The sequence below is a fragment of the Pseudomonas sp. GW821-FHT09D08 genome, from assembly GCF_059416305.1.
In genome coordinates, this window is sequence record NZ_JBWKOX010000001.1 from 306,306 (window position 1) to 331,405 (window position 25,100).

Below are 25,100 nucleotides of genomic sequence, written 5' to 3' on the forward strand. Positions count from 1 at the left end.
ATGACGACGCTTACCCGGAAACTGATCCGCAGCGAAACACTCTGGCGCCGCCGCAGCCCCTTACAACGCGCAACGGCGACACTCCTGCCATTGCTGCGCCGCCCAGGGTTCAGCCTGGCGGTGCTGGTGGTGCTGTTCTCGCTGGTCGCGGCCGTGACGCCGCAGTTGCTGAGCAGCTTCGACCCTTACGCCACCGCGCCCGCCGCCAAACTCAGCGCCCCCAACCTGACCCACTGGTTCGGCACCGATGAGCTGGGCCGCGACCTGTTTACCCGCGTGGTCTACGGCGCCAGCCTGTCAGTGCTGGCCGCCTCCCTGGCCGTCGGCATCGCACTGGTGGGCGGGCTGGGGCTGGGCATTTTGTCCGGGTTTGCCGGTGGCCGTATCGATGCGCTGATCATGCGCTTTGTCGATGTGCTGCTCGCCCTGCCCGGCCTGCTGCTGGCCCTGGCGATTGTCACGGCCATCGGCTTCGGTACGGTGCCGGTGGCGATTGCCGTGGGCATCGGCATCATTCCGGGTTTTGCCCGCACCACCCGCGCCGAAGTGCTGCGGGTGAAAACCCTGCCCTATGTCGAAGCCGCACGCCTGGGCGGTGCCAGCTGGGGCCGCACCTTGTTGCGGCACATCCTGCCCAACGCCTGGGGCCCGGTCGCGGTGCTGGCAACCCTGGATTTCGGCGCCGCGATCCTCGCCACCGCAGGCTTGAGTTTTCTCGGTTTCGGCGCCGCTCCCCCGGCGGCGGAATGGGGCACCCTGATCGCCAACGGCCGCCACTTTCTGATCACTGCACCGTGGGTGTCCTTGCTGCCCGGCCTGTTCCTGGTGGCCGTGGTGTTCAGCCTCAACCATATCGCCCGCACGTTCGAGGAGATCCAGCGATGAGCAGCCAGCCGCTTTTAATCGATGTGCGCCAACTGAGTGTCGACTACCGTTCCGGCGGCCAGCTCATTCCGGCGGTGCGCAACCTGTCGTTTTCACTCGCCCAGGGCGAGACCGTGGCGATTGTCGGCGAGTCCGGCTCGGGCAAATCCACACTGGCCAATGCGATCCTAGGCCTGCTGCCCGAGAATGCGCAGATCGGCGCCGGTGAACTGTGGGTGGATGGCCACCACCTGACCCACGCCAGCGAACGCCAGAAACGCAAGCTGCGCGGGCGCACCATCGGTCTGGTGCCCCAGGACCCGATGGTCAGCCTCAACCCCACGCTGCGCATCGGCCAGCAGATCGCCGAGGCGCTGATACTCGCCAAGGGCAAACGCTACCCCGCTGTCGACGCCGACATTGTCGAGCTGCTGCAACAGGTGGGCATCGACAACCCGGTATTGCGCGCGCGCCAGTACCCCCATGAACTCTCCGGCGGCATGCGCCAGCGCGTGCTGATCGCCATCGCCCTGGCCGGCAACCCACGCCTGATCATCGCCGACGAACCCACCAGCGCCCTCGACGTGACCGTGCAGCGCAAGATCCTCGACCACTTGCAGCGCCTGGTCAGTGAACGCGGCATTTCCCTGCTGATCATCACCCATGACCTGGGCGTGGCGCTCGACCGTGCCGACCGTATCCTGGTGATGCAACAGGGTGAGGTGGTGGAACAAGGTCCGCCACGACAGATCCTCGCGCAGCCCAGCCACGATTACACCCGCGCGCTGATCGCCGCCGCACCCGCCTTCGCCAGGCGGCGTGAACCGTTGCTCAACCTCGACCTGGGACGTGAGCCGATCCTGAGCCTGCACAATGTCGGCAAGACGTTTGCCCTGCCCAAGGTCAAGGGAGAAGCCTCGACCTTCGTGGCCCTGGAGGATCTGAGCCTGGAGGTCTACCCCGGCCAGACCCTGGCCATCGTCGGCGAGTCCGGCTCAGGCAAGAGCACCGCGCTGCGTATCGCCCTGGGCCTGGAGAAGCCGACCCAGGGCCGGGTGCGGTTCGAGCAGCAAGACGTCACCGACCTGAGCTGGCGCGACTTCCGCCCGTTGCGCCAACGCCTGCAACTGGTGCAACAAAACCCCTTCGCGGCGCTGGACCCGCGCTTCACCGTGTTCGACAGCATCGTGGAGCCGCTGGTGTCGTTTGGCTTGCTCAAGGGCGCCGCCCTGGAACAGGCGGCGCGGGCGTTGATCAGCCGCGTGCACCTGCCGGTGAGCTTCCTCGATCGTCTGCCCCGTGAACTGTCGGGTGGGCAGTGCCAACGGGTCGCCATCGCCAGGGCCCTGGCGTTGAAACCCGACCTGCTGTTGCTGGATGAACCGGTCAGCGCCCTCGACGTGTCGGTGCAAGCGCGCATCCTTGACCTGCTGGAAGAGCTGCAACGGGAAATGGGCATCGCCTATGTGCTGGTGTCCCACGACTTGTCAGTGGTGGCCAACTTCGCCCATGAGGTGCTGGTGCTGCGCAATGGCCGCGTGGTTGAACAGGGCTCGGTGGAACGCATCTTCAACCAGCCGGCCAGCGACTACACCCGTGAACTGATTGCGGCCATCCCTGGCCGTCACGTCACGGCAAGCGCCGCCTGAGCCTGATTGCGTCGCGCAGCCCCAGGAAGGAAGCAATCGATAACACTCTTGTGTGGAATCAAACGTCACCACTGCTCACTCAGGCTACGAGCCCGGTCGATCGAACCAGAGCCGGGCGCCCATGTTTGAGTAAGGCAGGGAGATAAACCTTAATGACCCTATCAGCAACCGGTGCACGCCAGGATATCGAAACCAGACTGCCGCTTCCTCCGGAGGGCGCCACGCCTCTCCCATCAGCAGAAGACAGCACTGCTGCACACACGCCCGACGAAGCCCCTTACGAAACACCTGCAGCCAAGGGGGACAAAGACCTTGCACTGGTTTTCGCCAAGGCCCTGCATAACATCGCGAAGACCGGGCCTTCATTTGACGGCACCGACAAACTCGACGACATCCCGCCTGAATCGACCTTCGGGCAGTGGTGGACACACCTGCACAAGCTGCTTAAAAATCCACAGTTCGTGGACTGGGCCTGGCACAAGAACATCGATCTTTCCAAGCCGCTGTCGATCAGTTCCTTCGGTCATTTCACCGCAACTGCCGGTGGTCGGCGCCAAACGTTCAGGGCCGCTGATAAAGACCCGTTATGGGACACCGTCGTTGCGCCGTTGCTGCGCGCTATAGACGTCGTGGCGGCGGGTAAAAACCCTGTGGAAGTAACGCCGGGCACTGCGCCCTCCTCCGCGCCGTTTGAGGTCGTGGCGAATTTTTATGGCGAAGATGGCAATGCCACTGCTGCGCGAGCCAATCAGTTGCAGCAGAACCCGGCTTTCAAAAAAAACGCCGCCAACGTTGCAGAAAGTCAGGCGGCGGTGGCTGTCAGCCTGGACAAACTGGATGCGGAAAAAACCGCATTGGGGGATCTTGCGGATATCCACGTACTGTCAGGAAAGTTGACGCAACTGGCGAACAGCGGATCTCGCCAAATCGAAGCCGCGTTGAAAAGCACAACCATGAATGTGGATCCGGATTCGTCATACGGCCGGCTGAGCGAATTGGGCCACACCTCGTCGCCTACCCTCGAGGCGTTTATTCTTGCAAACAACTGGATCCCGCCAAAAACACCGGACGAACGCGATAATTTCAGGGCTGTCATCAATGCCCCACCGCTGCCGGTGGCCAAGCTCGGCAATCTGGGCGGCGCGCTGTCCTGGCCAGTGCCGCTGGGGGAATACGAACAAAAAGCGGTTTACAGCCACTTTGGCTACAACCTCAAACTGCCAGACCTGATCAACGATGGAACATCACTGCCGGACAAACGAGGCGCGTTGGGTTACCTGACGAAAAATATGCAATTTTCGGCGCGAGAATTTCGCGATCCTGTGAAAGTCATAGAGAAAATACTCAAAACGCCCAAAGCCGCTGAACTCGAATCGGCCCTGAAAGAAAAGATGGGCGAGCAATGGCAAACCACTTCTCCCCATGACTGGGTCTTGACCGCTATCGCGACAACCCTGGACCAGGAGAGCATGTTTCGTCCGCAGCTCAACCATGTGGCTGGATATAACCTGGCAGACGATCGTTTCAATGGGAAGCCTCTTGAAACGATCAAACAGGGGCTCGCCGACCACCTGATAAAGCTCAAGCGGGTATCGGCGCAAATGGCCCCTGTTGCCGCGCACCTGCTGCTGGCACGTGCAGCGCCGGAACTGCTGGTAAAAAATATTCCCAACAACGTGACTTACGGGTCGACCGCGTGGGTGGCGTTGAAGGCAGCCGTAGCGCGCATCGAAGCCTACAGCCCTGGCATCACAGCGCAAATGACCTTTGCTCAGGTGTCGGCACAGGATGCCAAGGACCCGATTTCCTCTTCAGGCCAGGCGATTCAGAGCGAGACTTCGCGCCTGGCGCTGATCGAATGGGGGAAACTACACGGCAAGCTCACCCCCCGGGAAGACGGCGACTATCCTCAAGCGCAAATCGAGCAGACCCAAAAAGCATTTCAGGACAAAGTAAAGGTATTGCAAACTGCGCTCGAAAACCTTACCGCCAAGGTGCCCACCCAGCGAGATGTTGCATTGGCGGAACTCAAGGAAAAGTTCGGCGTAGAACTACCTTACGACCTTCCTTGCTTCAGGGATAACAGCCCTAGAGGACGTAACAGTGGAAACCTCGCCAGTCCTACACAACCGATTTTTTCACTCTTGGATTTTTACCTGTCCAATCCTACGATAAGTAGATACTCAAATTGGGTGTCCGATGACGCTCGCTTCTCCACTAGCATGATCAATCAACTTTCGAGTTTGCCTGCGCCTAAGACCAAACATGAGAGACTATTTAACACCTACAAAAAACAGTATCTCGATGCATGCGCCACGATTATAAAAAATCAGATTGCCAGCCTCCCTACGGAAGACCGGAAAAACCTTGAGTTCGGCAAACTGCGCATTTTCACTGAAGGCGAAGTCACAAAGTCAATAAGGTACTACCCCGGCGGAAGCATTCATAGTCAAGACAATACACCAACACAACCACAGGGCAAGCGATCACTTATTTTCCAGACCGAGCGTGATGGCAAATTTGAATTTTATGAAATGTCAACTCAGGAAGGGAAAATAACCAAACGTGACGACTTGAAAAAAAACTTCAAGGAGGGTTTGCAAGGCGAGTGGATCAGAGACCTTAAGAGTAGTGACCAAGTCTGGAAAAACACCATGATTCATGAGCGTCCTCCGACGTCGGAGCAGGCTTCCAAACAAGCAGCCAGCCCCTTGCCTGTCATCACACCGGACTCGCTCAACAGTGCACGCAGCAACTATATCAGCGAACGGGTTACTGCTTATTGCATCTCCGTGTACACATTCGATGAATTATTTGAGCTGACCAAGGAAATCACCACATTTGATAAAGAAACCGCCAAGGAGGAGGTAATACAAGGGATCATCCTGGCACTCATACCGGGAGCCAACCCCATCAAGAACCTTTCCAAAGGTAACTTTCTGGAAGCACTTGGCGATGTGCTTTCTGACGGCATCCTCTACCTGACAGCTGCAGCCTTCCCCAACGGCGCAGCCGCGGCCGGACGAGCCGCATCCGGACTGACCAGGGCAGCAGGCAGGTCCGGACTGTCAAGGGCAGCAGGCACGACGAGCAAGTCATTTGGCCGCGGCGTGCTGGGAAAAACCCCGAGCCTGCCCGCCAGTAATGGGCCCGCTTCGGCCGGCGCAAAGTTCGCGAATACCCGCCAACTGCAACAAAGCGGGATGAACAATGCGCAGTTCAGAGAGTTCGTCAAAAGATCGGATGTCGCTGAAGGCACCTATCAGGTAGGCGCGAGCGCTGAACGGATCAAAGCGACTGCCATACGCGATAAAAAAACAGGCGACTGGTTTCATTATGACGCAGCCAAAGACCGCGCTTACGGCAAAGCAATAAATAACTTTTCAGCGCAAGCACCCAGTCCGGTTTCAAACAGTCCTTCAGCAGCGGCCTCGCCACCTAACAGGCTCGACCAAAGCCTTGGGGCTGACAACCTTATTAAGGTGAACCCCATGAAAGACCTTAGAATGATCGCTAACGAAATACACACTTATGTTGACGAGTACAAAAAACTTGACCGTCTTAATATCGTTGCGCACGGACGCCCTCGTGGTTTCGTTGATAAAGTATTGGCGCGCGGCACCGAAATCGTTATTGACAACAAGCCTTACTCTGCTAAAGAGCTGCTTTCTTTGTTACAGAGCAAGGGTGTTAATCCGTCCAACTACAACAACATCAGACTATTGGTTTGCTACTCCGGCGAGGGCGGAAGTCGCTCTTTTGGCCGACTGCTTCAGCGAGAACTCCGGCGACCAGTCAAGGCTTTTGAAGGTGAAGTGACTATGGACTTCGGATCTACCACTATGACCAACAAGCGAAATACGGTAATGCAGGCGGCACGAAGTGCGTACCCTAACGCCAGGAACTCACTCATCGAGCAAACAGCAGACGATATATTACGAGATCGCTTTATCGGGAAAATAACACCACAAATTCAAAAAAACCACGGTAGCACCATGAGCATTAACGTAGCTGAAGTGGGACAACCGGCGCATTATGTCGATAGAGTTATCACTTATAAACCGGTGCATTTCCACTAAAGTCATTAGTTCATTCAGCCGAACAATCACGCGCCACAATGCCCTTCTCCTGTGCATACGCAGCCGACTTGGCTTCGATCAACGGACGCAAGGTGGCGCGGTCGGCCTGCAGCCAGTCGGTCACCAGCACCCATTTTTGCCCATCCCACTGCTGCACCCGGGCGGAACCACCACCTTCGTGGTCGGCGCAGGACAGCTTCAACGGTGCCAGCAGACCGTCGAAACCCATGGCCTTGAGGCGCGCGGCGTCGATGTCCAGGTGCTCGAACGCCCAGCGGGTTTCTTCGCCGTTCAGCGCGCGATTGCCGAACCTGGCCTGGCCGGTGCGCAGCGCTTCGACGGCGATCGCGGCGTTGATCAGGCCGATGTTGTAGTAGACCTTGCCGAAGTAGCTGGGGTCCTTGAGGTTGCTCTTGCCGGGATCGAGGATGAACTGCTTGAGCTTTTTATGGATCTCGAAACTGTCGCCACCGGGGAACGGCGCCAGCGCCTGGTAGCCTTTGGCGGCGGTGCCGGCGGGTATCACGTCGGCTTCGGAGCCGGCCCAGACATCACCGATCAGGCGGTCCACGGGGATGCCAAAGCGCACGGCAGTCTTGATGCCGACGGGAGTGGACACGCCCCACGTGCGCAGGAACACCCAGTCCGGGTTGATCTGCCGCACCTGGCGCCACTGGGTCGACTGCTCGTTGCCGGGATCGGCCACGGGGATCTGGATGTTCTCGAACCCGTACTTTTGCGCCAGCAACTGCATGGCCGCCTGGGTTTCGCGGCCGTAGGCGGAGTCGTGGTAGACGGTGACGATCTTCTTGCCCTTGAGCTTGTCCAGGCCGCCTTCGCGCTGGGCGATGTAGTTGATGCCCACCGACGCCTGGCCGTAGTAGTTGAGCAACAGCGGGAACGCGTAGGGGAACACGCGGCCATCGGTGGATTCGGTACGCCCGCCGGCGCCGTCGATCAGCGGGATGTGGTCAATGGCGGCACGGTCCATCAGCGCATAGGAGGCCGGTGTGCTGTGGGTGAAGAAGAACCCGGTGGGGGCGCCGTCCAGGCCGGCTTTGTAGCGCTCGTAGCATTCGATGATGCGGTCGGTCTTCCACTCCGTCTCGCATTCCTGCCAGACCAGCTTGACGCCGTTCACGCCGCCTTCGACCTCGTTGATGTAGCGGAAGTAATCAATCTCCCCCGCCCACCACGGAATGCCGCTGGACGCATAGGCGCCGACCCGGTAGGTGGCCAGCGGGATGAACTGTTGATCATTGGCGGCCTGGGCCACCGGCCCGCCCAAGGCGCCGAGTGCCAGCAGGCTGGCGATGAGTGTGCGTTGCAAGACGTTGTGCATGGGTGTGGTTTCTTATGAAAGGTGAGGTTTCCCTCCCGTTGTCGGGTCAGCGCCAATCGGGTCACAACACAATTCATGCCAAGCCTGGAAGCCCTCACATTCGAGGGTTGGCGCTGTACCGGTCACCCTTCACGACCAGGACAATCGAACACTTTATTGAACCGCTGTTGCGCCACCAACACTGCGCTCGGTCGTCAGCGTTGGGGTGAGAAGCGCCCCTGATGAAGACAAATGTGGTGTATCTGACACTCCTCTGCGCCTGGTTTTGGGGCTGCTGCGCAGCCCAACGCGGGACAAGCCCGCTCACCACAAGCATGCGCTCGCCTGAAATTATTTATGCAGGACTCAAGACTTCAGTGTGAAATTTTACCCCTTTAAAATCAGTAAGTTATTTTAAGTTAATAAGAGCAAGCGCCCTCGCCACAGGTACGGTGTTCGCCCTTGACTGACTGGCATTAGGGCAAGCGCCCTCCCACATTTAGGTCGCAGGGCAGCAGTTGGATAGGCGCCGGCTCCCGAGCCGTCACAGGAACAATCTCCCAGCCCCAACAAAAAAATGCCCACCCCCGGCAAGGGATGGGCATTTTCCCTCCAACCATTACTGCTTGGCGTGCTTGGCCTGGACTTCAGGCATCGCCGAAGAATGATGGTTAAGAATTTTCCACTGGCCACCCACCTGCTCATAGACGAAGGTGTAGCGCGCCTGCACCTGACGCACCTTGCCATCCGACTCGGTCAGGGTGAAGGTGTAGACGCCACTGTCCATGGCCACGTTGCTGCCCAGCTGGCGGATCTCGCGGTAGTTGATCTGGCCCACCGGCTTGAGCGCCAGGAAGTGGTCGAAGTAGTCGGTGATCTGCTCCGGCGTCGTGCGCACCTGGTTGGACACGGTCGGCTGCAACACAGCGCCCGGCGCGTAGAGGTCGACCACGGATTTCACGTTGCCGGTCTGCAGGGCGCTGTTCCAGCGGTCGAATAAACCGGCAATCTCGCGGTCTTTGACGTTGGCCGGCGCCTGGGCGACTTCACGGTAGACATACGGGGCCGTCTCGGCGGCGTGAACAAACGGTACGCCCAGGGCAAATATCAGGGCAATCGGGGCGATCTTGAATTTCATGGCGATACTCCAGTGGTCGTCGTTGCGGCCACTTTGCCAAGCTGCCCGCCGGCCGCCATCGGCCAACCGGAGGTATTTACCTATGCCATTTGGCAGATAGCGCCCAAGGTGTCCGCCCCTGTTTAATAGCTACCCTCGCGCCCGCAGCAAAAAATGGAGCATCACCCATGCATGACACGCCCCATGATCCCGGCAGCGCCCTGGCCATGCGCGCGCACTTTCGCCAATCGCAAAGTCGTACGGCGCGCCTGCGGCTGTTGGTGGATACCGGCCAGGAATTGCGCCAACTCGCCCCCGACGCCATGCGCGAACGCGTGCTCGCGCGGGCCTGCGCGTTTCTGGCCATGGACCACGGGCTGCTGCAGGAGTGGGATGCCGAAGGCATCGCCTATACCAGCGCCCGCCATGGCACCCCGTCGCGCTTGGGCGGCCTGGCCGCCCTCGCCGACCGCAGCCTGCGCACGGCGTGTTGGCAGGAGCGGCCATCCGAGGACGTGCCCAGCGTCTTGCAAGTGCCGTTGCGCGCCGGTGACGGCGATGCCTTTGGTGTACTGGTGCTGGGCAATAGCGTCAGCCTGCGGGCGCCGGAGCACGAAGACAGCGAATCCCTGCAACTGCTCGCCACGTTGCTGGCCGCCCACCTGGAAAACGACCGGCTGCTGAGCACCCTCAAGCTGCGCGACAAAACCCTGTCCGACCTGGTCAACCGCTTGCTCCGCGCCCAGGAAGACGAACGCAAACGCGTCGCCTACGACCTCCACGATGGCCTGGCGCAAACCCTGGCGGGCCTGCACCAGCGGCTGCAAGGCTTTGCCGGGCGCTGTCCGCCGCTGCCGGAGGCATTGGCCGCCGACCTGGAGGCGATTCTTACCCTGGCCCAACACTCGGTTGGCGAGGGCCGGCAACTGATTGCGGGCCTGCGTCCTACGGTGCTGGATGATTTCGGCTTGTTCAAAGCCCTCGATAAGGAGGCCGACCGCCTGCGTGACGCCGGCATCAACGTGGTGTGGCACGCGCACTGTGAGGCGCGCTTACCCAGCCAGGTGGAAATCGCCTTGTTCCGGATCGGCCAGGAAGCCATCAACAATGTGCTCAAGCATGCGCGCGCAAGCCAGGTGCAACTGGCCCTGACGCTGCACGACGACCAGGCGTCCCTGCGGCTGGACGACAATGGCCGAGGCTTCAAGGCAGAGCCATCAGCGGATGACGCCCAGCATCTGGGCCTCGCCACCATGCAGGAGCGCGCCAGCCTGTTGGGCGGCAGCTTCACCTGCGTCAGCACCGTCGACGGCGGTACCCGGCTGCACGCGCGCGTGCCTGCGCACTTGATTGGAGTCCCCCAATGACCCACGTCCTGCGCCTGGTGCTGGCGGACGACCATGAAGTCACGCGCACCGGCTTTGTCTCCCTGCTGGCCGGCCACCCGCAGTTCGAGGTGGTCGGCCAGGCCAGCGATGGCCTGCAAGCGGTGGAGTTGTGTGAGCAACTGCTGCCGGATATTGTCATCCTCGACATTCGCATGCCCGGGCTCAATGGCCTGGGCGCCGCACGCTTGCTGCAACAACGCCTGCCGGTGGTGAAGGTGGTGATGTTCACCATGGACGACAGCCCCGAGTATCTGGAGGCGGCCATGAATGCCGGTGCGGTGGGCTATCTGCTTAAAGATGCCAGCCGCGCCGAGGTGATCCAGGCGCTGCAACACGTGGCCGCCGGTGGCGAGGCGCTCAACACGGCGGTCAGCGCGCGGCTGTTGCGGCGCATGACCGAACGCCAGGCCAGCGGTGCCGCCCCCGGCGAACCGCTCACCCCACGGGAACGCCAGGTCCTCGGCTTGGTCGCCAACGGCATGAGCAACCGCGCCATCGGCGAACACCTGGGCATTACCACCGGCACGGCCAAGGCCCATGTCGAGCGGGTGATCGGCAAGCTCGGCGCGGCTGACCGTACCCAGGCCGCCGTGCGGGGCATCGCCTTGGGCCTGGTGACACCCACATGAGGCGGCCCAAATGAGAAAGCGCTGGGCCGACCTGCCGCTGCGCGGCAAGGCGCTGGTGGTGATTTCACTGCCACTGGTGGTGCTGTTGCTGTCCCTGGTGCTGATCTACACCACGGAACGCCAGACCGCCCGTGCCGAAGAGGATGTGCGCCGGGTTTTACGCGTGCAAAGCGATATCCAGGCCGTGCATACCCTGCTCGCGGAAGCCGCCGCCAGTGTGCGCGGTTACCTGCTCACCCGCCGCGAAGACTTCCTGCCCAGCTACCTGAACGCCAAGCCCCAGATCGAGTCAGCCCTGCGCCGACTGGACCGCAACGTACGCGATCCACGGGTGCGCGAGCAGCTCAGCGCGATCAAGCCGCTGATCGACGGCAAGGTCGACGGGCTGGAGGAAATGCTCAAGGACAGCGGCGCCACACCGGAGTCCATCAGTGCCATCCTGATCAGCAACAAGCACATCCTCGACGCCCTGCGCCAACACATCAGCACCATGCTTACCCTTGAGGCGTCGTTGCTGGCCGAGCGCAGCGCCGCCGCCTCCGAAACCCGCCAACGCTTGTTGCTGTCGACCTGGCTGGCGGCGATCTGCGGGTTGTTCGGGGCGATTGTCGCGGTGCTGTTTCTGTCCAAGGGCATCGTCGCCCGGGTGCAGAATGTGCAGCGCAACGCCCAGCGCCTGGCCCTGGGCTCGCCGCTGCTGCCACAGCCGCCGGAAAAAGACGAAATCGGCCAGTTGGGCACCAGCCTGGTGGAGGCCGGACTGTTGCTGGCCGAACGCGAACGCGCCTTGCGCGACAACGAAGAACGCTTGCGGCTGATCATCGATGGGGTCAAGGACTACGGGATCTTCGCCCTCGACACGGCGGGCCATGTCACCAGCTGGAACAACGGCGCCGAGCGGATCAAGGGCTATACCGAACAGGAGATCATCGGCCAGCATTTCTCGCTGTTCTACCTGCCCCAGGAATGCCCGCAGCACCCGGACATGGCGTTGCGCGAGGCCACCCACAACGGCGATTACACCGAAGAAGGCTGGCGCTGCCGCAAGGACGGCACGCGGTTCTGGGCCAGCGTGGTGATCACGGCGCAGTACGACGGCACCGGCGCCCTGCGCGGTTTTTCCAAGATCACCCGCGACATCACCGACCGCCGCGCGGCGGAGATCGCCCTGCGCACCGCCCGCGAGGAAGCCGAACGCGCCAGCCGCGCCAAAAGCCAATTCCTGTCGCGCATGAGCCACGAACTGCGGACCCCGCTCAACTCGATCCTGGGCTTTGCGCAACTGCTGGACATGGACGCGCCCAAGGCGCAAAAAGCCGACGTCGGTCATATCCTGCGCGCCGGCCAGCACCTGCTCACGCTGATCAACGAAGTGCTGGACATCGCCAAGATCGAGGCCGGAAGCCTGGCGTTGAATATCGTGCCGATCCCGCTGGCGGGCGCCTTGCAAGAGGCGCTGACGCTGGTGTCGCCCATGGCCGCCGACGCGGGCGTGCAGTTGCGGCCGCTGCCGGCACTGGCGGCGGATACGGGCATCGTTGCCGACCGCCAGCGCCTGACCCAGGTGCTGCTGAACCTGCTGTCCAATGCGATCAAATACAACCGGCGCGATGGCCAGGTGAGCCTTGAGGTCGATATCCACGACCAACGGATCCGTGTGGCCGTGTGCGATACCGGCAATGGCATCGCCGCCGATCATATGGGGCAACTGTTCAAGCCTTTCGAACGCCTGGGGGCCGACCCGAATGTGGAAGGCAGCGGCCTGGGCCTGGCACTGAGTAAAAGCCTGCTGGAAAACATGGACGGCCGACTCAAGGTACAGAGCCAGCCCGGCGTCGGCTCGCGCTTCACCCTGGAACTGCCCTTCGTGCGCGTGGCCCACGCCCAGAGTATTGCCACGCCCGGCATCGACACCGAATTGAAGCGCCCTGCTCCCGTCGTCAGCACCTTCGAGGGCAAGGTGTTGTGCATCGAGGACAACCTCTCCAGCCTGGCGCTGATCGAAACCCTGCTGCAACGTCGGCCCGGCATACGCCTGCTGTCGAGCATGCAAGGCCAACTGGGCCTGGACCTCGCCGCGCAGCATGCGCCACAGCTGATTCTGCTGGATGTGTCGCTGCCGGACATCAATGGCTTGAAGGTGCTGCAACGCCTGCGTCAGTCACCGATCACCCGCGACACACCAGTGCTGATGATCACCGCCGACGCCAGCGACCTTACCCGCCAGGCCTTGCAGGACGCCGGTGCAACTGCCGTATTGAACAAACCGATCAACGTGCCGGCGTTTCTCGCCCACCTCGACCAAGCTTTTCCGGAGCCCGCGTGAACCTCGACCTGCGTATCCTGATCATCGACGACCAACGGCCGAACCTCGACCTGGTGGAGCAACTGCTGGCGCGCGAAGGGCTGACCAACGTGCTGAGCAGCACCCAGCCGCTGCGCACCCTGGAATTGTTCAACAGCTTCGAGCCGGACCTGGTGATCCTCGACCTGCACATGCCGGAGTTCGACGGCTTTGCCGTGCTGGAGCAACTCAACCGGCGCATCCCCCAGGGTGAATACCTGCCGATCCTGGTGCTCACTGCCGACGCCACCCGCGACACACGCCTGCGCGCCCTGGCCCTGGGCGCCCGGGACTTCATCAGCAAACCCCTGGACGCGCTGGAAACCATGCTGCGGGTATGGAACCTGCTGGAAACCCGGGTGCTGTACAAGACGTTGCGCACGCTGGTGCCGGCGGACCGGATTGAGTTGTTGCAACGCAGCGGTTCAACGGCGGTCCGCCGCCGCTAGGGCGCCGATTGTGGGGAGAAAAAAGCTTCCTTGCCTTCGGGAACGCCCTACAACGTCGCTTCGATCTTCTTCGCCGCCGCTTCACTCACCCAGCCATGCCAGATCTCCGGGTGCTGCTTGAAGAACAGCTTGGCCAGCTTGGGAGAGTCGATGTGCTCCTTGGTCATCCGCGCCAGGTTCTGGTTGAGCAGGTCAATCGGCAGGTTGACCTTTTCCAGCACCGCCACCAGCTCCGGTGCCTGTTCATGGAACGCTTTGGACAAGCCGACCTGAATGCTGATCTTCTTGTCCACGCCCGGTTTTTCCTCCAGCTTGACCAGGTCGACCTGCCCCATCAGCGGCGTCGGCGTCCAGTAGTAGAACAGGATCGGTTCACCGCGCTTGTAGTTCGACAACACCGCCGCATCCAACGCGGGGCCGGTGCCCGGGCGAAAGTTGGTGTAGCTGGCTTCAAGGCCATAGCTCTTGAGCATCTCGCTGTTTTCCAGCTCGCACGTCCAGCCCGCCGGGCAGTTGTAGAAGCGGCCCTTGCCGGGTTCTTCCGGGTCCTTGAACAGCTGGGCGTACTGCGCCAGGTCGGCAATCTTCTTCAGCTCGGGGGCCTTGGCTTTCAGCCCGCGCCTGGCATCCCCTTCCACCAGGTAACGCGGCACGTACCAGCCTTCAGTGGCGCCCACGATGGGGGCGCCGACGCCCACCACCTTGCCGCTGGCCGCCGCCTTGTTCCACACCTCACTGCGCCCGATCCACTCCTCGGCCAGCACCTGGATGTCGTTGCTGCCCAGCGCGCTCTCCATGGTGATGGAGTTACCCGGCAAGGTGTCGACCGCGCAGCCATAGCCATCCTTGAGCAGGGTTTGCAGCACATCGGTCAGCAGCATCGCGCTTTCCCAGTTCAGGCCGGCGAACTTCACCGGTTTGCCGGATTCGCACCATCCGGCAGCCTGGGTCGTGGCGCTGCCCGCTAACAGCCCGCAAGAAAGCAGCCATGCCATCACGTTTTTATTCAGCTTCATCATTGATGCACCTATGCAGTGAAAGGGTCAGATCAGGGATGGGCAGATGTCAGCGAAATTACGCTCTAAAAGTTATGTGTCAGCCAGCTGTATGGATCGTTGGAAACCAGTCTTCGCGTAAGCGCTGGCCAGTTTGCATGGCGTGGCCTGGGTAAGGTGGGGACGTACGCCCCGGACGTTCGAGGTAGCGCACATCATCCCCGACCCAGCGCAACGAAAGTACCCGTCGACGCTGTGCGGAGCCATTGCCCCGGGCGCCATGCACCGTGCGAAAGTCGAACAGCACCGCGTCACCCGGCTGCATTTCCCATTCCAACACCGGCATGCCCTCCTCCGCGTCCGGGTCCGGTGCGTCGCGGTAGTCATCCGCGCCTTGGTAGAAGTCGCTATGGTCGGCCCAGCGCACCGGCCGGATGCCTTTATCCCAGCGATGGGAACCGGGCAGCAGCCGCAGGGTTGACTCGCGTACCGGGTCCACGGGAATCCAGAAACTCACGGACTGGCTGCCGTCGACGAAGTAGTACGGGATGTCCTGGTGCCAAGGCGTGGCTTTTTGCGTGCCGGGCTCCTTGACCAGCACATGGTCATGAAAAAACTGTGCTGTGCGTGACTGCATCACCTGCGCGGCAATCGCGGCGGCCGGCGACTGCTCGATGATCGCGCGAAATTCGGGGATGCGTTGCCAGTTGCAATAGTCGTCGAAAAAACCGCCGGACTGCCCGCCCTGCTCGATGTAGCGGCTTGCGTACACGCCAGGCTCCGCGAGGTTGCGCTCGATGCCCGCAGCGATCTGCGCGGTCCAATCGCTGAAGATGCCTCGCAGGCACACCGCGCCATCGCGCTGGAAGGCGTCGATGTCTTTTTGGTCAACGGTGTATGAGCTGTGGGTCATGGCCGGGTACTCCCTTAACAAGATGAAAGGTGTGCAGGGCCAATATTCCATGACGACCAATTAAGATAAAATAATAAGTCTTGATGTATCACCCAAGAAAATCCTATGAACTTCACCTTGCGACAATTGCGCTATGCCCTGGCGGCGGCCAAGCACGGCAACCTCACCCTGGCGGCTGAAGAGTTGCATGTTTCCCAGCCGTCCATCTCCACGGCGATCACCGAGCTGGAAGCCCTTTACGGGCAACCGCTGTTCGTTCGCCAGCGCGGGCTGGGCGTGTCGTTGACGCCGTTTGGGCGCACCGTCATGGCCCAGGCCAAGCGTGTGCTTGCCGAGGCGCAGACGTTCGCGGACATCGGCAGCCAAGCCGATGACTTCGCCGGGGACCTGGTGCTGGGCTGTTATGCGGACCTCGCGCCGTATTGCTTGCCGCAAATTCTCAAGCGCCTGCAGCAAGTCTCGCCTCGGGTCAGGGTGGATATGCGCGAAGGCGGGTTTGAATACCTGGGCAAACGGCTCGGCGAAGGGGCCCTGGAACTGGCCTTGACCTACGACCTGGGCTTGCCGGCCAACATGGAGCGCGTCGAACTCTGCCAACTGACCGCCCACGCCCTGCTGGCGGCAGATCATCCGCTCGCGGCAGAAAGGCAGGTGGACATGGCCGCGCTCAGTGCCTGCAACCTGGTGGTGATGGACCAGATCCACAGCTGGCAGCACATCCTCGACCTGTTCAACGCTTTTGGCCTGGTGCCCGCCAGCGTTCAGCCCACCCATAGTTTCGAATTCCAGCGCAGCCTGGTCGCCAATGGTTTCGGCGTGGCGCTCACCTACACCCGCCCCTTCGGCGACCACAGCTACGACGGCCAGCCGCTGGTGTGCCGGCCGATCAAACAGCAGCTGCCTGCGCAACGTATCGTGCTGGCCTACGATCAGCGCTACCCGTTGACACCGCCCGCCGAGGCGTTCAAGGCGCACGCGTTGGCATGGTTCTCACAGCGACAACCGTTTGCGACGTTTTGACGATGTGACGCAACACTCATCCTGTCACCGGTGCCCACGCTGCCAGTTGTGTGCAGAGCCGCGAAAGCTGACACTCGCGCCTCCATTCATCCATCGCGCACTACAGGGATATTCCGCACATGGCTGCTTCAAATAAATGGCTGATGTCGTCAGTCGCTTATTACCTCGACTTTTTTACCGTTCCGCTGTTCGTTGTCCTTGCCCTTTACCTTGCGCCGTTTGACCTTGCCCTCTCCCTTGCTGGCCTGCTGGCCTGGACGTTGGTGGAGTATTCGGCGCACCGTTTCCTGTTCCACTCACTGTATCGCCGCGAGCATTGGACCCACCATATCGACGTGCTGGCCTACATCGGCGTGTCCAGCTGGAAAACCAGTTCGACCTTCGCCGTGCTGTTGCTGCTCGCCTGGTCCACCGGCCTTACCTCGGCGTTTATCGGCGCGGTGACGGGCTATTTCGTCTACATCTCGCTGCACTACGTGATGCACCGCCCCCAGCACTGGGCCTATGGATTTATTCCGGGACTGGTGGCCAATCACGATCTGCACCATCGCAAAGGCATCGAGAAGAACTTCGGTGTGTCTTCGCCGCTGTGGGACCATGTGTTTCGCACTTATATTCGGGTTGAGGCGGATGCAGAGCCGGCCTGAGCCCCCTCAATGCTGATAAATCTCCCCAGGGGGGATGCCTTGGGGAGCAGCAATTTACTGCGCTCAAGGCAAAACGGCAGGATCCAGAGTTTCAAGCCCTCGGCGCTCTTGAAATCGAACACGGGCAAGGGTTCGCGGAACGACTCTGTCCATGGATAGATCAGAACGGCGTGCCCTGCGTCCTTCAAGTAGAGGTGGGCGTACGCATGGAGCTGGTAGAAGTCGACCTGGCTGAGCGTGTACTTCTCGAAACGGTTGCCTTTGGCGCTATCCAATAATTTCCATTTGGTGTCGAGCACCATTCGCGGCTGCGTACCCTCCTGAACCAGCAGGTCGGGCTTCAGGCGGAACCAGTTCTCGTCCTTGTGCACCACCAGGTGCTCGCGGCTGACCTGGGTTTTCAGGCCAAAGCCGTCCTCCAACTGGCGTGCCAGATGCTTGGCCACATAGGCCTCAAAAACCGCCTCCATCGGAAACAACAACGACGGCACGTGATGCTGGCCGGCGCCCGGTACGGGGCTGTTGCCCTGCAGAATGAGCCGCGCCCATTCAAGGGCAGGTTCGTAATATGCCATGCCCCGATCCAGCCGGATGCGTTTGAAGTCCTGCGCCACATCGGTGGGCAGCGGCACATCAGCAAAAACAAAACACAACTCGCGCGCCAGACGCTGATTGGCGGGCGCGCTGCACATACCCAGTGCTTTGCGCAAGGCCGCATGAATCAGGCGATTTTCAGCACGGTCCGGAGTGAACTCATCGTGCTCGGTAAAGAACCGGTCGCGCCGCACCAGGTTCTGTGAGAGGTGACGCGCCATTACCAGTTTGCCGCGCAGGCTGGATAAGTTGGCTTGCCGGGCGGTGTAATCGCTTCGCAGCCCTTTCCTGACGACATGCCTGGCCGTCTCGAGAAACTGTTGCAGGAACACCTCGAGTAACGGCATTCGGTCAGCCTGAAGATCGGCATTCAGCGTCTTGAGGTGCCGAAAACCGCGCAGGCACTTGAGCATCTCGATCAGTTTCCGGCGCGCCAGGGCCGCTGATGTGTCGCGGCCGATCTTGGGCAGGATCTCGATCTGGAAACCGCAAGGCGCGCGCAGTACCCCCACGTAGCTGGTCACCTGGATCACGCGCTGCCCTCGGCGGCTGGTCAGTCTGAGCCAGGCAGGTGCGTGCTCGCCGGCTTTCAGGCATTGCTCCTCCAGCCAGGCAAATACGCGCCTGGGGATTACCGTTGCGTTCACCCCGTCGCCAGACTCCGCCAGCCTGCCGTACTCAAAGATCTGTACGGCACTCATTCAGCGACAGGCTTGAATAGCGTCGAATAGATACCGATGTACGCCTGCGGTGTGTTGAAGGTGTCAGCATTCAGACTATAGCGCGGCCGCAGCGCATACTCGTCCCACTCATAACTCGAACCAAACAGGTTCGTGGCACCTCTGCCCGACTCAACGTCGCGTACAAACTGGAGCTCAGGCGCTTTCTTTTGGTTGTCGCCCAGTACCAGCCTGATTTTCTGCCAATCGTCGAAAAAGTACTCCTCCAGCAGCGGGACGATCCGGGTTCTGAAGAGCGTGGCCAACGCCTCGAAACGCTGCTCCGAGGACATGCCTTTCAATGGCGTGAAATAGGCATGCCCGATGGTGTGCTCACGGTCATACAACGCTTCGATGCGCATGTTCAGGGCGGTCAACAGTTGTTCCAGGTCAATCTGGTGATCGTCCTTGGACACCGTGACACCCTTCAATACACGGGGATCCGGCATCAGTTCGATGAACTCGAAGCGGCGGCGCAATGCGGTATCGACCAACGCCAACGAACGGTCGGCGGTGTTCATCGTGCCGATCACGTCGACGTTCAAAGGCACGCTGAACGGCTTGCCTGAATAGGGCAGCGTCAGTGTCACCGAATTGACCCTACCTTCTCGCTTGTCGAGTTCGATCAAGGTGATCAGTTCGCCGAAAATCTTGCTGATGTTGCCTCGGTTGATTTCGTCGATCACCATCGCGTATTGATGCGCAGGGTCCTTCCTGGCCCGCTCGCACAGGCGCAAGAAAGCACCCGGTTTAATCTCATACCGAACGTCGCCGGTGGTGGCCGCATCCGCATGAGCAGCGGTGCTGTCGAAAATCACCGGGCGCAGCCCTTCGACAAATTCTTCGTAGCCGTAGGACTGGTGGAAGGTGACGAATTCGAAGCGTTGCGCAGGGTAGTCGGCCTCGAGCAGACGTTGCAAGGTCCAGGTTTTACCCGTGCCGGGCGGGCCGAAATAGATTTGATTGCGGGTGATGATATTGGCCTCAGACAGCGCACTGTCACCCAGCAACACGTCGTCTTCCATGTCGACAACCTCTTCGATGCGGTACTGATCCGGCCAATAGCCAATGCGGCTGGAACGCTGGCCTCGTTTTGCCGAAACGCCCTGTTTCTGCGCATTGGCCGCTTCAACCAATGCCACCAGTTCAGGGCTCAACTTCTGGTTCAGCGGAACGGCATCCAGGCCGTCAAACGCCAACCATCGGACTTCGACACAATCAAAGCGCACAAACAATGCCCCCATTGTCGATCCCCGAATGGCGCTTTTTTCTTTCCCGCCAAATACCAACTGCGTGTTGGTGGCTTTTGTGGCCCACCAGTCAAAACCCAACCCATGCACCGCGATGGCAAGACGCACAAACAACTGCGTCATTTCGCTGCTCCACTTTGGCTGCCGTTCTCTGAAATCCTTGCAGCACTGAAAATGTGGCAACAGTTGCGCCGCGTTCGGCGTTGTAATCAAACCCAGTTGTTCGGCCACTTGGTTGTACCCGATTGGGAAATGGTTGATGGCGTGTGCGCTCCACTCGATGATTCCCGAGAGGCCTATCGCCAGGCCTTCTTCGGCCGACATGAGCGCAACAATCGGCGAGTCGTGGTAAGGCCCACGGATTTCGTCGTATCGCCTGCGCAGGGAGGCATCGTCGATTTTGGCGTCGACCAGATCGATCTTGACGAAGAAACCGTCAACGGCGTCGATGCCTACGGTGTAGGCCAGCTCCACGGGCGCATCCGCGTACGGATAGATACGCGACCAGTTGTAGGCCACGAACTTTCTGTTCCACTGGTCTATGGGTCGGCGAATGGTTTTAGTGGAGCCCTGGGGGAAGAGACGCTCCTGTAACGTCTCAGCCCACCGCTTGGTGATGTCATAGGCGTTGCGCAGTTGGCTGTAAGCGTCGCGGTGGGTGGTATCGGTCTTGTCGAAGACCTTTTCGTGCCATTCGCTCAGGCATGCGAATTGGTCACGAGTGAAATTGGTTGGCACCACTTGCTGAAATTCCTTCCCTTGAAAGTAATTTCATACTGCCATCACTGCTTAAGGCCTGGATAGTGGCCAAACGAAATGTTTGCAAGAAAGACGCTTCCCTCCCCCGAGAGCCTCCTTGGCGATTGTTTTTATTACGAACAAATCTAGCCGCCCATACACCTGCGTCGCCAACCTTATCTACGCTCTAGCCCGTGCCAGGAGGCGCATTGAAGAGTCCATGACGGACCCACTGTCTCCTGGCGCCTGATGCCTAGGAGATACCGATGAGAATGGAAACCCATCGCCCCCGGCCCGGGTTCGGCTGTGCGCTGTTTGGCGCGTTGCTGAGCCCCCTGGTCGTCGCGGCCCCCACGTTGTCTACGCAAATACCCTTCGATGTCACGGCGACCCCGCCCTTCTCTCTCGACAGCCTGCAAGCCAACTTCGATGAAATGTCGTGGCAGACGTTCATTGCGTTGAACTGGCCGGCCCTGGATACGGGTCAACCCAATAGCGGTGTGCAGATCGGCCAGCAGGACGCGGCCACCGTGTGGGAAAGCTATAAGGAGAGCTATCAGATATTCCTGGCCCAAGGGCAGAAGCCGCTGCCTTTTCATGCGCCCGCCAGGGTGCCGAAAGCCTGTGAAGGCAAGGGTTCCGGGCGCTTGCTGCAACAGATGGGCAAGGTTCCGGATGTGCTCGACGAGTTTATCCAGCCGTTTGAAAGCGGCCCTCTGGTGGACCAGAGTGGCGTGTACACGCGCAATGAAATCGTGGTCAACCAAGCCATGTTCGACGGCATCGTCAACAACGGCCTCTACAGCATCCAGGGCCAACAGGCGTTTTTTGCCGCCAGCCCGACCAATGCGGTGGCGTTCAGTTGCGGTAACCCGAACACCAGTGAGGTGGGTTCGCTGATGGTCAAGGCCTCGTGGAAGGTGCTGGACGGCAACGACAATCCCGCCAGCTTCCATAGTGTCGATGCCCTGGTGTATACGCCGGGCAACAGCGACCCGAGCAAGGGGCCGGTGGTGGCCGAGTCCTGCGTGGCCGAGCCGGTCGGGCTGGTGGGCCTGCATATCGTGCACAAGACCACCAGCGCGCCGCAGTGGGTGTGGTCGACCTTCGAGCACGTCGACAATGTGCCGGAAAAGACCACGCCGCCCGCCGAGCGCAAAGGTCCGTACCTGTTCTATAACGCCAGCAGCCAGGCCGCGGTCAACCAGCCGCCGCCCCGGCCATGGAACCCGGCGGTGAAGGCCACGCCCTCGCAGATCGTGCGCGAGATACCGTTGACGGATGAAGCCAAGGCCCTCAACACCACCTACCAGACTCTGCTGCGCACGGTGAATCCCAACAGCGTATGGGCCAACTACCAGTTGATCAGCACCCAGTGGCCGACGCTCAGCGGCCAGCCGCCGTGCCAGATCTCCGCAACCCGACCGCTGGGCAACCCGGCACCGTCGTTCCTCGCCAATGCCACGCTGGAGACCTATATCCAGGGCACCGTGCCCCAGGCGTCGTCCAGCTGCATCGCCTGTCACGGCAATGCCGCCACCCACGTGACCCAGTCGCCGCGCACCAGCTTCGCGGACTTCACCTACCTGCTCGAGCGCGCCCAATCCACCGGTGCGACAAGGAGTCAGCCATGAGTACCGACCTGGACAATTTCACTGGCCTGAGCGTGGTGCTCACCGGCATCGACCAGGAACTGCTGGCGCCCTCGGTGGACCCCATCGGCCTGCCCAGCACCTTTCTCAACTTCATCGGCCCGCGTGTCGGGCAAAGCGTGCTCAGCGCCCTGCTGGCCCAGTACGCCGCGCTGGCGGCCGAGCAGGCGACACCGCAGCAAATCGGTACCGCGATCCTGATGCAGAACGGCCAGCCAGCCCCCACGCAAACCGCCCAGGTGGCACGCGCGATCATGAAGCTCTGGCTGCTGGGCGTGTGGTACCAGCCGTATACCCAGGGCGCGTTCCCGGTCGACGAGCAAACCGTGGTGAGTGACGAGGCCTACACCCAGAGCTGGGCGTGGAGTATTGCCCAGGCCCACCCCATGGGCTACAGCGAGTTCTTCTTCGGCTACTGGAACAGCCCGCCGCCCAGCCTGGAAGACTTCACCGGGGTTAACGCCAGCACGCAGCCAGGAGCATCGTCATGAGTAGCGAACAAGCAGATGTGGTGATTGTCGGTGCGGGCCTTGCGGGCAGCCTGATTGCCTATCAATTGGGCCTGGCCGGGGTGCAAGTGCTGGTGCTGGAATCGGGGCCGGAGATTCCGCCCAATCGCAACCAGTACCTGGAGCGTTTCTATACCGCGACGTTGAAGACGCCCGAATCACCCTACCCGCCGGTGAGCACCCTGAGCCCGGCGCGCAACCCCGCCGAACAGAACGCACCGCGCGCGACCATCGCCGACCTGATCAACGGCTGGAACAACCCCGACATCAGCTACCTGGTACAAAAAGGCCCGCTGCCGTTCACCAGTACCTATGAGCGCGTGGGCGGCGGTACCACCTGGCATTGGGTCGCCACCTGCCTGCGTATGTTGCCGAATGATTTCCGGATGAAATCCCTGTACGGCGTGGGGGTGGACTGGCCGATCAGCTACAACGACCTGCAAAGCGCCTATTGCCGTGCGGAGGCGGAAATCGGTGTGGCCGCGAACGTGGCCGACCAGGCGTACCTGGGCATTACCTTCCCGGCCAACTATGAATACCCGATGACCAGCATCCCGCTGTCGCTGGTCGATGGCAGCTTCGTCAGCGCGGTGCAGGGCCAGTCGTTCGAGGGCCTGCCCCTGGTGGTCAGCCCGACGCCGGCCGGGCGTAACTCCCAGCCGTATGCCGGGCGACGGGTGTGCGCGGGTAACACCAATTGCACGCCGATCTGCCCGATCCAGGCCAAGTACGATGCCACGGTGACCATGAACAACGCCCTCAACACCGGCAATGTGCGGGTGCTGTACAAGACCGTGGCGAGCAAGGTCACCGTGGCGGCGGACAACAGCATCAGCGGTATCGAGTTCATCCAGTACCAACTCGGCGATGGGCCACCGACCGGCACCGGTGTGGCCGTGGGGCAACGTTATGTGATCGCCGCCCATGCCATCGAGACGCCCAAGCTGCTGCTCAATTCCACCAACAGCGCCTGGCCCAACGGCGTGGCCAACAGCAGCGGCCAGGTCGGGCGCAGCCTGGCGGACCACCCGATCTACCTGGCCTGGGGCCTGATGCCCGAGGGCAAGACGGTGTTCCCGTATCGCGGCCCGGTGTCCACCTCCGGCATCGAAAGCCTGCGCGACGGCGCCTTCCGCAGCCAGCGCGCGGCCTGGCGGATCGAAATCGGCAACGAGGGCTTCAACTGGCCGATCGGCGATCCCTATACCACCGTCGCCGACCTGATCGATGGCACCAACGTCAGCAAGACCAACCCGCTGCCAAACACCCCGGGCGCGCCCCAGGTGCTGTTCGGCACGGCGCTGGTGCAGCAGCTGAACAACCTGCTTACCCGGCAATTTCGGATAGGTTTCCTGGTGGAGCAAGTGGAGGAAGATCCCAATAACGCCAACTGCTATATCGTGCCTTCCGCCCAATACAAGGACCGCCTGGGCATCCCGCGCCCGGAAATCCACTACGACCTGTCCGACTACACCAAGGAAGGCTTCAAACAGGCGCGGATCCTGGCCAGCCATGTCATCACCGAACTGCTTGGGGCTACCGAACTGACTGCCGACATCCCGCCCGGGGTGTTCATCTACCAAGGGCAATCCTATTCGTTCCAGGGGGCCGGGCATTTGATGGGCACCTACCGCATGGGGGACGACCCCAAGACCTCGGTGGTGGACAAGAGCCAACGCAGTTGGGACCACAACAACCTGTTCCTGGTGGGTGATGGCGTGTTCCCCACCACCGGCACCTCCAACCCGAGCCTGACCATCGCCGCCCTGTCGATCCAAGCCGGCGACACCCTGTGCAACGAGCTCAAGGCCGCGACGGTACAGGTGCAGGCCAACCAGCCATGGCAAGGCACCGGCGTGCAGATCAGCGGCCCGAGCCCGCGCCTGGTGCGGTATGTCAGCGGCAAGTGGCTGGCCAGCCCGGTGGGCGGCCTGGTCGATGGCAACGGCAGCCCCGGGCTGATCGCCAAGGCGGGCTACACCTTGCCGGGCGCCAATGAGGGGGCGCTGATTGGCCGGGTGAGCAGCAGCGGGACACCGTTTCTGGTGGGTGACCTGGCGGAGATTCCGGCGGGGCAGACCGGGGAATTGCAGCTGTGTATCAACGATGATCTGGAGGGGCGTTATGGCATTGGCTTGGGGGATAACCAGGGGGCGCTGACGGTACAGGTGGGGTTCGGTACCGTGTAAAAACCAGGGGCTGCGAGTGAAGCTGGCTCGCAGC

The 25,100-nt window shown here is 61.2% G+C and carries 18 protein-coding genes; 12 read left to right on the forward strand and 6 right to left on the reverse strand.

Annotated elements, in window-relative coordinates; translation table 11 throughout:
- The 3 genes from AC07OP_RS01265 (at position 1) to AC07OP_RS01275 (ending at position 6,592) form a co-directional block, all read left to right on the forward strand.
- On the forward strand, positions 1 to 885 hold the full coding sequence (locus AC07OP_RS01265; protein WP_141606339.1) for an ABC transporter permease: 885 nt from the start codon (positions 1 to 3) through the stop codon (positions 883 to 885).
- Positions 882 to 2,513: a dipeptide ABC transporter ATP-binding protein gene (locus AC07OP_RS01270; protein ID WP_495102631.1), complete on the forward strand. Its 1,632-nt coding sequence runs from the start codon at positions 882 to 884 to the stop codon at positions 2,511 to 2,513. Before AC07OP_RS01265 ends, AC07OP_RS01270 begins: the two co-directional genes overlap by 4 nt.
- Positions 2,514 to 2,665: 152 nt before the next feature.
- Positions 2,666 to 6,592: a hypothetical protein gene (locus AC07OP_RS01275; RefSeq protein ID WP_495102630.1), complete on the forward strand. Its 3,927-nt coding sequence runs from the start codon at positions 2,666 to 2,668 to the stop codon at positions 6,590 to 6,592.
- Positions 6,593 to 6,602: 10 nt separating this feature from the next.
- On the opposite strand, the gene AC07OP_RS01280 is transcribed toward AC07OP_RS01275, so the two are convergent.
- Both AC07OP_RS01280 and AC07OP_RS01285 read right to left on the reverse strand, forming a co-directional pair.
- Positions 6,603 to 7,934 (reverse strand): ABC transporter substrate-binding protein, encoded by a 1,332-nt coding sequence (locus AC07OP_RS01280; protein WP_495102629.1) that lies wholly within the window; start codon positions 7,932 to 7,934, stop codon positions 6,603 to 6,605.
- A 598-nt stretch (positions 7,935 to 8,532) separates the two neighbouring features.
- The gene (locus AC07OP_RS01285) at positions 8,533 to 9,051 is read right to left on the reverse strand and encodes an SgcJ/EcaC family oxidoreductase (RefSeq protein ID WP_495102628.1); all 519 of its coding nucleotides are present in this window, start codon (positions 9,049 to 9,051) and stop codon (positions 8,533 to 8,535) included.
- Between the two features lie 167 nt (positions 9,052 to 9,218).
- Here AC07OP_RS01285 and AC07OP_RS01290 point away from each other — a divergent pair, with 167 nt between their 5' ends.
- Genes AC07OP_RS01290 through AC07OP_RS01305 form a run of 4 tightly spaced genes read left to right on the forward strand, consistent with a single transcriptional unit; the run spans position 9,219 to position 13,840 of the window.
- Positions 9,219 to 10,397, forward strand: a complete 1,179-nt coding sequence (locus tag AC07OP_RS01290) for a sensor histidine kinase (RefSeq protein WP_495102627.1) — start codon at positions 9,219 to 9,221, stop codon at positions 10,395 to 10,397.
- On the forward strand, positions 10,394 to 11,047 hold the full coding sequence (locus tag AC07OP_RS01295) for a response regulator (protein ID WP_495102626.1): 654 nt from the start codon (positions 10,394 to 10,396) through the stop codon (positions 11,045 to 11,047). The genes AC07OP_RS01290 and AC07OP_RS01295 overlap by 4 nt, the downstream gene beginning before the upstream one ends.
- Before the next feature lie 10 nt (positions 11,048 to 11,057).
- A complete protein-coding gene (locus tag AC07OP_RS01300; RefSeq protein WP_495102625.1) occupies positions 11,058 to 13,373 on the forward strand; it encodes an ATP-binding protein in 2,316 nt (771 codons plus the stop codon).
- Positions 13,370 to 13,840 carry a response regulator gene (locus tag AC07OP_RS01305; RefSeq protein WP_495102624.1) on the forward strand — a complete coding sequence of 157 codons (471 nt, stop codon included), beginning with the start codon at positions 13,370 to 13,372 and terminating at the stop codon, positions 13,838 to 13,840. The genes AC07OP_RS01300 and AC07OP_RS01305 overlap by 4 nt, the downstream gene beginning before the upstream one ends.
- Before the next feature lie 47 nt (positions 13,841 to 13,887).
- On the opposite strand, the gene AC07OP_RS01310 is transcribed toward AC07OP_RS01305, so the two are convergent.
- On the reverse strand, positions 13,888 to 14,856 hold the full coding sequence (locus AC07OP_RS01310; protein ID WP_495102623.1) for an ABC transporter substrate-binding protein: 969 nt from the start codon (positions 14,854 to 14,856) through the stop codon (positions 13,888 to 13,890).
- 79 nt (positions 14,857 to 14,935) lie between these two features.
- A complete protein-coding gene (locus tag AC07OP_RS01315; protein WP_495102622.1) occupies positions 14,936 to 15,748 on the reverse strand; it encodes a phytanoyl-CoA dioxygenase family protein in 813 nt (270 codons plus the stop codon).
- A 105-nt stretch (positions 15,749 to 15,853) separates the two neighbouring features.
- On the opposite strand from AC07OP_RS01315, the gene AC07OP_RS01320 reads away from it, so the two are divergent.
- Together AC07OP_RS01320 and AC07OP_RS01325 are read left to right on the forward strand one after the other, a co-directional pair.
- On the forward strand, positions 15,854 to 16,768 hold the full coding sequence (locus AC07OP_RS01320; protein ID WP_495102621.1) for a LysR substrate-binding domain-containing protein: 915 nt from the start codon (positions 15,854 to 15,856) through the stop codon (positions 16,766 to 16,768).
- Between the two features lie 119 nt (positions 16,769 to 16,887).
- Positions 16,888 to 17,415: a sterol desaturase family protein gene (locus AC07OP_RS01325; protein ID WP_495102620.1), complete on the forward strand. Its 528-nt coding sequence runs from the start codon at positions 16,888 to 16,890 to the stop codon at positions 17,413 to 17,415.
- On the opposite strand, the gene AC07OP_RS01330 is transcribed toward AC07OP_RS01325, so the two are convergent.
- Together AC07OP_RS01330 and AC07OP_RS01335 are read right to left on the reverse strand one after the other, a co-directional pair.
- Positions 17,379 to 18,710: an McrC family protein gene (locus tag AC07OP_RS01330; RefSeq protein WP_495102619.1), complete on the reverse strand. Its 1,332-nt coding sequence runs from the start codon at positions 18,708 to 18,710 to the stop codon at positions 17,379 to 17,381. The genes AC07OP_RS01325 and AC07OP_RS01330 overlap by 37 nt on opposite strands.
- A complete protein-coding gene (locus AC07OP_RS01335; protein ID WP_495102618.1) occupies positions 18,707 to 20,719 on the reverse strand; it encodes an McrB family protein in 2,013 nt (670 codons plus the stop codon). The genes AC07OP_RS01330 and AC07OP_RS01335 overlap by 4 nt, the downstream gene beginning before the upstream one ends.
- 263 nt (positions 20,720 to 20,982) lie before the next feature.
- On the opposite strand from AC07OP_RS01335, the gene AC07OP_RS01340 reads away from it, so the two are divergent.
- Genes AC07OP_RS01340 through AC07OP_RS01350 form a run of 3 tightly spaced genes read left to right on the forward strand, consistent with a single transcriptional unit; the run spans position 20,983 to position 25,066 of the window.
- On the forward strand, positions 20,983 to 22,350 hold the full coding sequence (locus tag AC07OP_RS01340; RefSeq protein ID WP_495102617.1) for a cytochrome C: 1,368 nt from the start codon (positions 20,983 to 20,985) through the stop codon (positions 22,348 to 22,350).
- Complete coding sequence (locus AC07OP_RS01345; protein WP_495102616.1) at positions 22,347 to 22,859, forward strand: sorbitol dehydrogenase; 513 nt, start codon at positions 22,347 to 22,349, stop codon at positions 22,857 to 22,859. Before AC07OP_RS01340 ends, AC07OP_RS01345 begins: the two co-directional genes overlap by 4 nt.
- Positions 22,856 to 25,066, forward strand: a complete 2,211-nt coding sequence (locus AC07OP_RS01350) for a GMC family oxidoreductase (protein WP_495102615.1) — start codon at positions 22,856 to 22,858, stop codon at positions 25,064 to 25,066. The genes AC07OP_RS01345 and AC07OP_RS01350 overlap by 4 nt, the downstream gene beginning before the upstream one ends.
- Positions 25,067 to 25,100 lie beyond the last annotated feature (34 nt).